Origin of the sequence: Victivallis lenta (genome assembly GCF_009695545.1) — a bacterium.
Lineage (GTDB): Bacteria > Verrucomicrobiota > Lentisphaeria > Victivallales > Victivallaceae > Victivallis > Victivallis lenta.
Genome location: NZ_VUNS01000011.1, coordinates 74,932 through 88,348 on the forward strand (window position 1 = coordinate 74,932; position 13,417 = coordinate 88,348).

Sequence of the window (13,417 nt, forward strand, 5' to 3'; positions counted from 1 at the left end):
GTTTCATCGGCCGATATCGGCGACCGTATTGCCGTCAAGCCGGCGGCAGGCAATGATCCGCTGCGATGTTCCGTCCGGCTCCCGGATCAGGTTTCCGGCGGCTTTGCCGAGTTCGATCAGCGACGGGACGACCCGGGTGATCACATGGTCCGCAACCAGCAGCGGCGGGTCGCAGAAGGCGATGACCGACAGGTCCTCCGGTATTTTCCGTCCTGCCGCCAGCGCGCTTTTCAGGAAGCCGAGGACCGGGGTATTGCCGTAAATCAGGACAGCGGTAAAAGGCGTCGCATATTCCTCCAGCTCCTTCCACATCTTTTCGCCTTCGGCGGGCGTCAGGTTCGAATACTGCGCCATCAGCCGGGCGTCAGGTATGATGCCGTGCTCGGCAAGTGCCTTGATATATCCCCGCCTCCGGTTTTCGCAGGAGGGAAAGTGCGGACCGCGGCGGTCGACCAGCGCGATCCGGGTGTGACCGCGCCCGATCAGGTCGCTGACGACCTCATAAGTTCCCGAAACATAGTCGGTATCCACGCAGGGAACTGACTCGTCCTCGGCCTGTCCGACAGTCACGAAACGGATATTCGCCTCGCGCAGCATGTCGGTCAGCTTTGCGGAATAGTTGAAGCCCGCCAATATGGCGCATTCCCCGGGGAGGATCGTCCCGATGATCGTTTTCATGTCCTCGTATGAGTGCTCCGTGAAGTCCGCGAAATCAAGGCAGAGCCGCCAGCGGAACGGATCAAGCGCCGCGTGCAGTCCCTGCACTAGTCCGCTGATGAAAGGATCGCCTTCCCCGATTCGATAAGGATTGGCACAGATGAAGTGAACCACCCCCGCGGAAGTGCTTTCCGCAAGATTCGGCCGCGGTTCCAGCACGAACGTTCCCTTTCCCCGCACCCGTTCGAGCAATCCGTCGCTGACCAGCGAGGAGAGCGCCTCGCGTACCGTATTCTTACAGATGCCGAGTTCGCGGAACAACACATTCTCCGACAGAAACAGCGAACCGGGCGGATACTTGCCGCTGTTCAACTCCTGAATCAGATAATTGCGCACCTGATCCTTCTTGGACGGTGTTTCCACGATATTCATTCGGGTTCTCCTATAACTTTGCCGGCCTGAGCCGCTGTCTGCTGTTTTTACTCTTTTTTTATCGGTGGCAAGCTCAAATAACAGGTTGTTTGGTTCACCTATAATTATTATACCAAACTTTTCGTCTCATGTCAAGAGGGCAAGCTTTTTTTCCTGAAAAAAATTCAACTTCCTGATTCAGGGAGAAGCACCAGACTGCGGAGCCGGACGAAGGAAGCGGGTTTTCCCGCGCGGTTTGGCCGGGATGTCCGTTCCCGCCGCATCTCCGTTTCCGGTTTTCGCATGTGCGGGAACCATTTTTTTCGATAAAAGTTTGCTTTGCCTCTTGACAACGGTTCCCGTTTTTACTATAATTATATTGACATCAATACAAGTTGTATTTTTCAAGAGGTTCTGATGCTTTCCACATCAAAGTCGAAGTACGAACAGATTCAGACGGAGCTGTCCCTTCAGATCCGGCAGGGGATGCTGCGGCCGGGCGACAAACTTCCTTCCGAGCAGGAGCTGGCGGCCGCTTACGGCGTTTCGCGGCTGACCGTGCGCCAGGCGATCGGCGGGCTTGTGACTGCGGGGCTGGTCCTGCCGATTCAGGGGAAGGGCTCTTTCGTTTCGGAGAAATCGCAGCCCCGGGCGGAACTGAAGACCATTCATCTGCTCACCTCCACGTTCCATTCCCAGGCGGATGAGGACACCTTCGTAACCCCGTTCCTCTTCCATCTGGGAAGTGAAGCGACCCGGCGGGGGTATTCGCTCTGTCTGTCGCTGCTGCCGCGCCATCTTTCGTTCCGCGAGTTTCTCCGGAAGGGCGGAATCCCGCCCACTTTTGCTGACGGCGTCGTCCTGAGCAACATCAGTTACGATGCAGAGGATCTCATCATGCTTGAGCACGAACGCATCGCTTATGTCACCATGCCGTGGAAGGACCAGGTCCTGCGGGGGCCGCGCGTCGGTTCGGACGGCGTGGCGGGAATGCGCATGTGCGTGGAGAACCTGCTCCGGCACGGGCACCGGGAGATCGGGCTGGTCAATTGCCCGGTCGGTTTCACCGACTTTGAAAGCAACCTCGAAGCTTACGGGCGGACACTGGCGGCTTTCGGCGTCGAAATGAATCCCCGGAATATCGTCACCGCCTCTTCCATCAGCGAGGAGGACGGGCGCGCCGCGGCGGAACAGCTGCTGGCCGCCAATTCCCGGATTACGGCGGCGGTTGTTTTCGGCGACCGCGCCGCGGCGGGCTTCCTGCACCAGCTCGCCCGCCGGAACATCGATGTGCCGGGCGACTTTTCGGTGGCGGTGCACGACCGTTACCGCTGGATGGATTCGGCGTTCCCGTTTCGCCCCTCCGGAACCCAGCAGAACATCGAAGGGATCGCCCACGCGGTACTCGATGAGCTCGACCGGCAGCGCTCCTGCGGGGTCACCGGGGACTCCTTTACCCATATCGCTCCGGACTGGGTCGACGGCAATTCGATCGCCTTTACTTCATTCGGCATTTCAAACCTCTTATGAAAGGACACGCAAGATGAAGAAGCATTTCACGTTGATTGAGCTCCTTGTGGTGATTGCGATCATCGCAATCCTAGCGGCCATGCTGCTTCCGGCGCTCGCCCGGGCGCGCGACAGTGCGAAACAGAGCAGCTGCATGAACAATCTCAAGCAGATCGGCCTCGGCGTGACGCTTTACGTCGATCACTATGCGGGGATGCTGCCGCGGAAGTATTACGGCGCCGGCAACGACAACTACTGGGCTCACAATTGCATCAATTTCGTGATGGCGGGGCGTTATCCGCTCTATGACGGAGCCAAAGGCGACAAAATCTGGTCCTGCCCCGGTCAGGTGAAGACCTATTCGCTTCCCAACGTCAACGGCGAATATCTCGGGGCGACGAATTACGGCGTCAACCTGAATCTGGACCGGGACATGAATATGAGCCAGATGACGGTGTCCGCTTCGCAGGGAATCATCTTTCTCGACAGCCTGCATCAGGAGTGCAACCCCTGGATGGACGTTCGGAAACCGGCCCGGAACCATCCGGCCGGCAGCGCGGTTCTGTACCTCGACGGTCATGTGGCGATGGAGAACACCGAGCGTCTTGCGGGCGTCACCAGCCTCTTCAAACTGCGGTAGGCCGTTCAAGGCCGGGGAGCTTTTCAAACATGCGTAAATGGTTTTCTTTCTGTATTGGGCTTCTCCTGTTCGGCGCGGCGGCGGCGGAAGAGAAGCTTTTTGCCGAGTTCGGGGAGCTCGAGGCTCCCGTACTGTTTCCGAAGGGGGCGCCGGTTACGATCGATGCGCACGGCAACTATTGCCTGGACGGCCGGCCGCGTTTTCTGCTGGGGGCTCAGGTTCCGAACAAGATTGTCGGAAGCATGGCGCCGACACAGGGGTATCCCGATTCGCTGAAATGGCTCTACGAGCAGGTGATCGACTACGAAGCGGCGCAGCGGGTCGGTTTCGACACGTTGAGCTTCTTTGCCTCGGAGAAGTGGGTGAAGGAGATCGACGGCGGTTACGAAAGCTTCCTCTTCGACGATGAGACGCGCGATGCTCTGGACAGGCTTCGCCGCGAAATCGGCCTGCCGCTTCAGGTCGATTTCACCTGCGCGCCCTGGTCGCACGGCCTGTTCCTGGCAGCAAAGGAGAAATACAAAGATCAAATTCCGCTCTCCGCCTACAATTCGCGCGGCAGCATGAGCGACAGCAATCATTGGACTCCCTACTGCCTCGCCGATCCGGCCGGACGGGAGCTCTACCGCAAGATGTGGCGTTCCGGAGCGCAGGAGCTGAAGGCGTCGGGCGGCCGCGCCCTGATGTACGAGCTCTTCAACGAACCGGCCTATCATGATCCGTGTCCCGCCAACCGGAGCCGTTTCGTCGCATATCTCAGGGAGAAGTTCAAGACGGTCGATGCGGTCAACCGGTGCTGGGGCAGCAGCTACGCGACGCTGGAGGAGATCGGGGAGTTCCGGGACCGCACTGACCAGCCGGGGCTCTATGTCGAGTGGTCGAAATTCATGGAGCGGGAATTCCTGAATCTCTGCCGGGAGGGGATGGAGATCATCCGCTCGATTGACCCCGAGGCGCGGTTCTGCATTCAGCCCCCCGGCGCGGACAACTACCGGACGCTGCCGAAGAATCATGTCAACCTTTTTGAAATCAATAAATTCTGCGCGACGGTATCGACCTCGACCGGCGGCGGCATCTCGTTCGGGCGCGGTTTGCTGCGGAAGAGCGATGCGCTGATCGACACGCCGATGCCGGAGCCCGCTTTCCGGGAGGATCTGCTCCAGCGCCGCTTCTTCCGCGCCATCGCCGACGGCAAACCGGTGCATGACGGCGAAACCTATACCAAACAGGATTACGCTTCGCTTCACGGCACGCTCTGGCTGCAGTTGGTGCGCGGCGGCAATGCCGGCTATCTCTTCCTCTGGTGCAAGCGGGCATGGGATCCGCGCTGGACGCCGCCCGGCTCGCCGGAGGGAGGCAGGCGGCTCGCCGAACTGATGCAGTTCCACATCCTCAATCCCTGGGCCTTTCCGACCGAAGGGCTCAAGGCGATCATGGATGTCAAGAAGGAGATGCTCGCGCTTGACGACCTTTTCGTGCCGCGCCAGAACTACCGGCGGCCGGAGATCGGACTGCTGCTCTCGTACCCCACCGAACGGCGCGCTCCGGCGATCGGCAACACGGTCAAGAACGAGGTGCGCGACACGGCGACCATGCTCGACTTTCTCCATTACCCCTACGGCGTGCTGCTGGAGGAGCAGACGGAGCGCTTCACGCCGGAGCGGTTTCCGGTCCTGATCGCCTCCGGCATCCGCAACATCTACCCCGGAACCGAGGCGCTGCTCCGCCGGTATGTGAATGACGGCGGTATCCTCATCGCCTCTCTGGAGGCGCTGCCGGAGGATGAGTACGGGAAAAAACTGGAGTGGCGGGGAATTTTCGACTCCCTGAAGACGGAGCCCGTCAAGGCCGGCTCCCCGCAGACGCTGGAGTTCCGGATTCCGGCGTCCGTCCGAATTCCGGGCGCGGTCCGGGTGCGCGATTTCGCCGCGATTACGGCCGGGAAGGAGTGGCGCGTACTGGCGTCCGCCGGCGGCCGTCCGGCGATCGTCGAGCGCGACTGCGGCAAGGGAAAGGTGATTTTCATCGGCGTTCAGAGCCTCGACTACCACCTTGCGGCGATCTACGATGCGCTGCTCTCCTCCGCCGGACGCCGGCCGATGGCCGAACTTTCCGCGCCGGGCGGAAACGAGCTGGTTCCCAATGTCGAGCTTCATCAGGTGAATCACGACAGTCTCACCGGCTGTTTCGCCTTCAACCTCGACCGCTATCCGAAGCTGGCGGAGCTGAAGCTGCCCGCCGGAGAGGCGGCGATCGACCCGCTGACCCGGGAGTTGCTGCCGGTGACGTCCGGCCGGGCGCTGGTCTATCTGCCGCCCCGCTTCCGGGCCCTGGTGGTGACCGGGAGCGAAGCGGCGCTCCGGAAGCGTTTCCCGGGAGCGAAGCGGATCGGGGCCGGCATGCTGGAAGCCCGGCGTGCCGAAGCGGATAAGCAGCTGGAGAACGAGCGCAAGCCGCCGGAGGCGGAGTTCCGCCATTCGCCGGATTCGCGTTTCACGCGCATTCTCGACCTGCGCAAATTCTGCAACCGCCCCTTCACCGATTCGGTTGCCGGCGACGGCCGGGGCGGCTGGACCGATCAGGGGGCGGAGAACAGCCTCGACGGCGTGCCGTGGGGAATTCAGGAGTTCTGCGGAGTGCCGACCGAAATCCTCCGGTTTGACGAAACCGAAAACCGCACCTGCATCGTGCTTGACTCCCGGAATCTCGCGCCCGGTTTCGGGGCGAAGGAGGTTCGGGGCATTCCGCTCGGCGGCCGGTTGAAGAATCTCTATTTTTTCCATTGCACCGCCTGGACGGACGACAAGGAGGCGTATCGCTTCATCGTTCGCTATGACGACGGAAGTTCGCTTGCGGTTCCGGTGGTCTGCCGGAAGCAGGTCGGGGACTGGTGGCTCGGCGTGACCCCGCACGCGGGAACGGAGTTCCGCCCCGCCTTCCGCAATACGCTCGGTCGCGGTTTCCATATCTGGAAATGGGAGAATCCGGCGCCGGAGAAAAACGCCGTGGCCATGGATATCGTCTCCGCCGGCGGCGCTTCGATTCCGGTCATTGTCGGGATCACGGCGGAATTCGTCGATCCGGCGGCGGCGCGAAACACCCGCCTCTCCTGTGAGGGCTGGACCGGCTACGGCTGGTTCGGCTGCAAGGCGAAGTGGAGCGCAGGCACACTCGAAGTCGGGCTTGATGAGCAGAAAAAGGATTGGTGCGGCTTCAATCTTGCGCTGCCTGAAACGGTGAAGCTCGACACCCGGAAGATCGATCCCGCCGCCGCTTTTCTCTCATTCCGGATCAACGGTTCCGACGACGCATGGGGGCGCCACACCGGGGGGCAGAGCCTTCAGGTCAGCCTTGCCGGAATCCGGAGCGGCGCGGATTTCCGGTCGGCACAGGCCCGGATCGGCGGGTTTCTGACTGCCGGCGATTCCGGCATCGACGGAGACCCGGCGACGTTTCAGGAGGTCAGGATTCCGCTTGTGAAATTCTTTCCGGACGGCATGCCGGAGCAGATCAAAAATATCAGCTTCCAGTTCACCGGGATCGCTCCGGCCGCGGGCGTGAAAATCCGCGAACTGGCTCTCGAGCTTCCGGCGGAGGCGGTTCTGCGCCAGGCGCCGCCGGAGGAGTTCCGTTTCGAAGAGTGGGGAACATCCGGTTTTCTCGGCTGCCGGGGCGTCTGGAACGGCGGCCGGCTGCAAATTCAGCTGGACGGGAAGGCGAAACAGAACTGGTGCGGCCTCTCCCTCCGGGCTCCGGAGAACCGGCCGGCAGGTCTGGAGGGCGCCGACCCGGCACTTTCCTTCCTCCGGTTTCGGATCAACGGCGGTCCGTCCGGCGGGCAGAAACTCCAGGCCGCGTTCTCCGGGGAGGGCATGGAGTCGCAGAAGGTGTGGATCGCCGATTATCTGCCCGGAAAAAAAATAGACGGCGATTCCGCGACGTTTCAGGAAGTCCGGATTCCGCTTCGGAAATTTTTCCCGGAGAAGCTCCCCGCCGAGCTTCGGCGGCTCGTGATTCAGTTCATCGACGTTCCGCCGGCCGAAGGGGTTGAAATCAGCGAACTTGTTCTGGAGGTGCAGAAATGAATGGAAACGACAAAGCGGAACTTTTCCGCACCCATCCCGATTATGTCATTTATGTGCCGGACGGGCGGGGAACGGGCGGGCTGCCCGATGTCGCCAACGAGCATTTCCTGGTCTTCCGCCGCGGCGACGGAACGCTGGCGGCGGTATGGACTCAGTCCGGATTCGAAGGGGAGTGCAACCAGCATATCGTCTTCGCTTCCTCCGACAGCCGCGGCCGGGTCTGGAGCCCGCCCCGGATCATCGCCGGCGGCAGTCCGGACCCGGCGACCGGGCGCGGCATGTGCAGCTGGGGATTCCCGCTGGTCAGCCGTTCGGGGCGGATCTATGTGCTGTACAGCAAGCACATGGGAATCAACGATATTTTCACCCACACCACCGGTCTGCTGCACGGGATTTTCAGCGATGACGGCGGGGAGAGCTGGAGCGCCGAGGAGGCGGTGACGCTTCCCCGCACGATCTGGGACCATCCGGACCCGGCCGTGCCGCCCAACTGCATCGTCTGGCAGAAACCGCTCCGGTTCGGGGACGGCCGTTATCTGGCGGGCGTTACCCGCTGGGTCAGCCCCTCGCGCTATCCGGGCCCGGCCGAGGACGGCTGGTACAATGACGACAGCGTGGTCGATTTCCTCCGGTTCGAGAATCTGGACGCCGATCCGGACTGCGGGGATTTGGAGATCACGCTGTTGACTCCCGACGAACAGTCGCTCCGTTTCCCGATCGCCGGTCACCCCGAACGTTCGCTGGTTCAGGAGCCGAGCATCGTCGAACTGCCGGACGGAAGGCTGTTTGCCGTCATGCGCTCGGTCTCCGGCCACCCGGTCTGTGCGCAGAGCCGCGACGGCGGCGAACATTGGAGCCGGCCCGAAATCCTGACCTACGGGGACGGCCTGCCGCCTCTGGCACACCCGCTGAGCCCGTGTCCCTGCTACCGGTTGAATGAGACGGAATACCTGCTGTTTTTCCACAACCACGGCGCCGATTTCGGTCCCTGGCGGAACCATGACGGGCGCGGAAGGCGCCCCATCTATCTGTCGCTGGGCCGGTTTGCGCCGGGCGATGGTCAGCCGTTGCGGTTTTCCGCTCCGATCTCCCTGATGGACAGCGACAACGTCGAGCTGAACCGCCGCAGCGACCTTGCGCTCTACTCGAGTTTCGAGGAGGTGGATGGCCGGCCGGTGCTCTTTTATCCCGACCGCAAGCACTTTCTGGTCGGCCGGATCATCGGCCCCGAGCTGCTGGACAGGGCGGTCTTTCCGTGATGAGGCGAAAATCCGCGCGGCCGGGAACGGAATTGTCTGGAAATTCTGCGGCTGCGCCGACAGCCCCGGAGAACCGGCCGGGCGAACGGTCCGGCATCCCTTGTTCATTCCGGGGCGCGGAGCTCAGCGCAGGCCGCGCTTTTCGAGCAGCGGAATCATCGTGTGGGCGGCGTTCGTCGTGATCGAATCGATGTCGAGCGCGAGCACTTTTTCCAGCTGGAGTTCATCGTCCACCGGATAGACGTCGACTTCGATTCCGCGTTTGTGGAACTCCTCGACCTCGGCGGCCGACGCCTCATGGTTCCAGATGCAGACCTTGTCGATGAAATCGTAAAGCTCCGGGCACGGAATCTTCAGGTAACGGTGCGGGAAGCCCTGCAGCCGGATGCCGGGCTCGAGCTCGCGCAGCAGCTTGAGCTGGCGCGAGTGGAACGACAGCACAAGGCTGTTGCCGAGCAGGTTCCGGCGGCGCAGCACGTCGAGCACCATGCGGGTGCACGCCTCGCGGTCGTCCTTCAGCTCGACCAGAAGAAACAGCTCCGGGCGTTTGGCATGGATCGCATCGAGCGTTTCGTCGAGCGTCGGAATCCGGGTCCCCGCGAACTCCGGCGATTTCCATTTGCCGAAATCGAGCGCTTTGAGCTGGTTCAGCGTGTAGCTGTTGACGTCTCCGGTCCCGTTGCTGCAGCGGTTCACGGTCGGATCGTGCGTGACGACCAGCTGTTCATCGCGGGTCATGTGCACGTCGAACTCGATCGCATCGACCCCGGCCTCAACCGCTTTTTCGAATGAAATCAACGTGTTTTCGGGATAGGCGGCCGCAATGCCGCGGTGTCCGATGACGGTAACGTTCTTTTTCATGGATCAGCCTCCCTGCAGTTATTTCAACCGGTAATATAACCGGCCCGGCCGCCCGTGTAAAGAGCCGGAGCGCTGTTTCTTCGGAATTTTACTGAAAATAAACAGTCGAATCAACTCCGGTGACGGCGGCGGAATTCGCTCGGCGTGATTCCGGTCAGCTGCCGGAAGACGCGGCTCAGGTGGAATTCGTCGCTGAAGCCGCATTCGCGCGCGATGTCGTGCAGCTTCTCCGCGCTGCCGGCCAGATAGTGCCGGGCGCGTTCGACCCGTTCGGCCTGCAGCAGACGCGAAAAGCTTTTGCCGAACAGCTGTTTCACCACGAAACTCGTGCGCGAACGGGAGAGCCCGAGCTCCCGTGCGAGGTCTTCGAGGCCGACCGCGGCGGCCGCATGTTCGCGCAGGAAGGCGGCGATCCGTGCGCTGCGTTCATCCGGCACCGTCTCGAGCAGCCGCGTTTTGAGCAAATGCATCATGACGCCGTCGGCGGCGAGACGGCAGAGCGCGAAAAGCGCGGCCATTGACTCCGGCAGTTCGGGCAGCTGCTCCCGGCTGCGGTAGAAATCGCCCGGCAGCCCGGAGGCGGTCTCGCCGTTCCGCCAGAGCCCGGCGTAGAGCATGCCGTAGTGTACATTGCCGTACCGCAGCGGCGTGACGATCTGCGCCAGCCCCTTCCAGCATACGGCGGTGAACGGCCCCTCTTCCGCCAGGCAGCGGCTGTTCATCGCGTAACGGCAGTGCCGGATGCACCGTTCGTCGAATCCGGCCCGGCAGGCCGGATGCTTGCGGTGGCTGCAGCGCATCGGATCGAACACGGCGCGCCGGTTGAAGAAATGGGCGTTGTCGATCACGGTAACCGGGAGCCCGAGCAGCTGCTCGAACGCGCGAAAGCCCGCTTCCGGTCCCGGATGACGTTCCATTTCCGGTTAAACCAGTTCGACGTCCCGGATGCCGAGCCGGACCATGCTGTAGCCCGGATCGTAGGCCGGCGGTTCCCAGCTCACCGCGTTCGCTTCGCGGTTGAACGACAGCGTGTGGACGCTGTAGCTCTCCCCTTCGGCGAGGTGATGCGGCCCGAGCAGATTCCGCAGCGAGGTCGTAAGCTCGATCTCGAGCGTGTTTTTTCCGGCATGGATCAGCTGGGCGACCGGGAAGGCGGCAAAACCGTACGACCAGAATCCGGCCTCTTCGTTGTTGAGCCGGATGCGGTACGAATTCGCTCCCACCGGTACGAAGCGCAGCAGCTGGATCTTTTCCGCTTCGCTCGCGGTCAGCTCGAACTCCTGGCGCAGCGTGAGCTTGCCGGCGAAGAACGGGAAGCCCTGCCGGACAAGGTCCGACGCATCGAGCTTTCTGCCGGTTGCCGGCGCGCCGAGTTCGAAACTGCCGCAGAGCCGTTCCGCACCGCGCAGCAGCGGCTCGATCCGGCCGGTGTGGCGGACCGAGAAGTCGCCGTAAAGATAGATGCTTTCGATTTCGGAATCGTAGGTCAGCATGTTGTACTCGGTTTCGAAGCGGCGGGCCCGCTCGAGCCGCGCGTAGACCTCCGGGTTCTGGTGGTAACGCATTTTCATGTAGATCACGTTGCGGCCCGCTTTGAGGTTGCCGGGCAGCATGATTTTACGGAAGGCGCTGTCGAAGAGATAACCGGAGTCGACGCCTTCGAACGTTTCGCCGTTCAGCGCAAAGGAGAACGCCTCCGGCGTTTCAGTCAGCATTGCGAGCGGTTTCGAAAAATCGTAGTCGTCGGCGAGGTCGAAGCCGTACTCGATCTCGAGATCGCAGTCGCGCTCGAGCTTGAGCAGCCGGCCCTGAATGACGCTGACGTCGTCGGCGATCCAGCCTCCCTCGTCGACGCGGTAGCGGCAGCGGTCGAGGGTCAGGAGGTTTCCGGCGGCAGCCGCGAGCGTGAACTCATCCGGCAGGCGTTTTTTCGCCGGTTCCCGGAACGGGTCGGAGACAGTCAGCTTCGCCGCATGCTTTGCGGGATGCCCGGCAACGTAGAACATCGCGGCCCCGCCCGCCGCGAGCGGATAGGCGAAGGTCAGGTGTTCTCCGCGGCGGTGAACGCCGGAGAGCACCGAAAAGCTGCCGTTCGCCGGGTCGATGACCTCGACCTGCCTGCCGCCGTTGCGGGGCAGCGAGATTTCAAGGTCGCACGGCTGGTTGTACGAGACGTTGGCCACGAAGAAGAAGCGTCCGGCCCGGCCGTCGAGGTTGTCGAAGTCGCGGAACGTGCTGACGATCCGGGTGGCCGGAACGCCGTTTTCGGTGATGACCGTGCGCTGTTCGGCCAGCTCCGCCGCCGCTGCGGCTGCTGCCGCCTCTTCGGAGTCGAAGGCCGGGAGCGCGCGGAACCAGGCGCGCACCTCCGCCGGAGCGGTTTCGCCGTCGACAGTCAGCTTCTCCGGCTCCAGCCGGTTGCGGACGGTCAGGACCCTGCCGCCTGCCGCCGCGAATTTCCGCAGCAGTTCGAGCACCGGCTTCGAAAGGTTCGTGATCTGCGGAATGATGACATAACGATAGCTCTGCAGCCCGATCCGGATCGCGCCGTGCTCGAAGGAGCCTTCGGCCGCGACGATCTGCTCGTCGGCATAGTTGTGGGCGATCTGGTGGACATCGAGCGCACGGGTGATCCGTTCGAGCGTCTTCGTGTAGAAATCAAGATGCGGATTCGATTCGTCGCCGGTGAAGTGGCACCAGGCCGACGAGAGCGGGTGCAGCACGAGCACTTCGGCGACGGCTTTGCCTTCGGCGAGCAGCATGCCGACCCGCGCGAAATAGTCATTCACGCTCCTGTAATCCTCCCACCAGGGCTGGTGATAGAAAAGCGAGGCGGGGTAGTCGCGTTTGCGCAGCCCGCGCAGCGTGTAGCTCGACAGATGCGGGCAGACGAGGTTCACGCCGTGTGCGAACTGCTGCTGGAACATCCAGCGCAGGCCGAAAAAGTTGATGTTCCAGCCCGAAAGCGCGAAGCTTTCCGAGAGAATCTGCTTCTGCCCGAACTGCATCGCGACCGAAACCAGCTGCGTCATCGCGACCGGCGACGGCTCGGTGCGGCAGAGGTGATCCATGCCCGGAATATGGTAGTACCGGTACTGCGGCATGATCGCGCCGTTGCTGGCGATCTGCGCCTGACAGGTCTCCTCGAGGACGTGGTGGCCGGTCAGCAGCCACCCTTTTTCACTGCACCAGTCATGGATCTGTTTCAGGAAGTTTTCGGCGAAGAGCCGGGCGACGAGGCTCCAGAAACGGACGCGCACGGCATCGCTCTCCGGCGTGCCGAGGAACAGCAGCGGCAGCTCTTTCAGGAGCTCGCAGCGGTACGCTTTCCAGTACTCCTCCTCAAGAATGAACGACCAGAGCAGCCCGTTCCGCGACAGCTGCGGCTCGTCGGTGAAGATCCCCTTCATATGTGCGAGCAGCGGCTTCGGGATGTTGTCGTAGTAGTACTTGTGCGTGACCTTCAGGAATTCGCGCACGACCTTCGGGTCGAGGTTGTCGACGTAGAACGGGTTGACCTCGTAGTAACAGCGCAGCAGCCGCCCGGCGGTTCCCTTCGGCAGTTTTTCGCCGAGCAGTTCGAGCGTGGCGGCGTCGTACCAGGCGATGGTGTTTTCGCGTTCGGAGGCTTCGAGGTCGGCGGCGTCGAGGTATTCGTGCCGCAGGTATTTCTGCTGGTATTTGACGCCGAGCCCGTTGACGAGTCCGCCGCCGAAGCCGGAAGGCCAGCCGTTTTCGTCATAGAGCCAGCCGTCGATGCCGCATTTGCCGGCTTCGTCGAGACAGGCGTTCACACACTCCATCCACTCGTCGGAGAGGTAGGCGGTCTGCAGGCCGCCGCGCGCGTGCATGAAAAAGCCGCCGAGTCCGGCCTTCTTCATTTCACGGATCTGCCGCCGCAGCTCTTCCGGGTCGAGTTTGTCGTTCCAGCTCCAGAATGGAATCGGCCGGTACTGCGCCGGCGGATTGGTCAGGTCGGGGGAATTCATCATGAT

At 62.2% G+C, this 13,417-nt stretch carries 8 protein-coding genes; 4 read left to right on the plus strand and 4 right to left on the minus strand.

The genetic code is table 11. The annotated features are described in order from the left end of the window. Positions 1 to 3: 3 nt before the first annotated feature. Positions 4 to 1,089, minus strand: coding sequence for a substrate-binding domain-containing protein (locus tag FYJ85_RS11420; RefSeq protein WP_154418647.1), 1,086 nt, complete (start codon positions 1,087 to 1,089; stop codon positions 4 to 6). Positions 1,090 to 1,485: 396 nt separating this feature from the next. On the opposite strand from FYJ85_RS11420, the gene FYJ85_RS11425 reads away from it, so the two are divergent. From FYJ85_RS11425 to FYJ85_RS11440, 4 genes are read left to right on the plus strand one after another with little or no spacing between them, the layout of a single operon-like run. Next, entirely contained in the window at positions 1,486 to 2,598 is a 1,113-nt protein-coding gene (locus FYJ85_RS11425; RefSeq protein ID WP_154418649.1) for a GntR family transcriptional regulator, read from the plus strand. Between the two features lie 13 nt (positions 2,599 to 2,611). Continuing rightward, the gene (locus tag FYJ85_RS11430) at positions 2,612 to 3,217 is read left to right on the plus strand and encodes a DUF1559 family PulG-like putative transporter (RefSeq protein ID WP_106054321.1); all 606 of its coding nucleotides are present in this window, start codon (positions 2,612 to 2,614) and stop codon (positions 3,215 to 3,217) included. 29 nt (positions 3,218 to 3,246) lie between these two features. Beyond that, positions 3,247 to 7,302: a beta-galactosidase gene (locus FYJ85_RS11435; protein ID WP_154418651.1), complete on the plus strand. Its 4,056-nt coding sequence runs from the start codon at positions 3,247 to 3,249 to the stop codon at positions 7,300 to 7,302. Next, on the plus strand, positions 7,299 to 8,561 hold the full coding sequence (locus FYJ85_RS11440) for an exo-alpha-sialidase (protein WP_154418653.1): 1,263 nt from the start codon (positions 7,299 to 7,301) through the stop codon (positions 8,559 to 8,561). The genes FYJ85_RS11435 and FYJ85_RS11440 overlap by 4 nt, the downstream gene beginning before the upstream one ends. A gap of 123 nt (positions 8,562 to 8,684) precedes the next feature. Here FYJ85_RS11440 and FYJ85_RS11445 read toward each other — a convergent pair whose 3' ends face one another. The 3 genes from FYJ85_RS11445 to FYJ85_RS11455 form a co-directional block, all read right to left on the minus strand. Then, complete coding sequence (locus FYJ85_RS11445) at positions 8,685 to 9,422, minus strand: glycerophosphodiester phosphodiesterase (protein WP_106054324.1); 738 nt, start codon at positions 9,420 to 9,422, stop codon at positions 8,685 to 8,687. A gap of 110 nt (positions 9,423 to 9,532) precedes the next feature. Beyond that, positions 9,533 to 10,339: a helix-turn-helix domain-containing protein gene (locus tag FYJ85_RS11450; RefSeq protein ID WP_154418655.1), complete on the minus strand. Its 807-nt coding sequence runs from the start codon at positions 10,337 to 10,339 to the stop codon at positions 9,533 to 9,535. Between the two features lie 6 nt (positions 10,340 to 10,345). Continuing rightward, positions 10,346 to 13,414, minus strand: a complete 3,069-nt coding sequence (locus FYJ85_RS11455) for a glycosyl hydrolase (protein WP_154418657.1) — start codon at positions 13,412 to 13,414, stop codon at positions 10,346 to 10,348. Positions 13,415 to 13,417 lie beyond the last annotated feature (3 nt).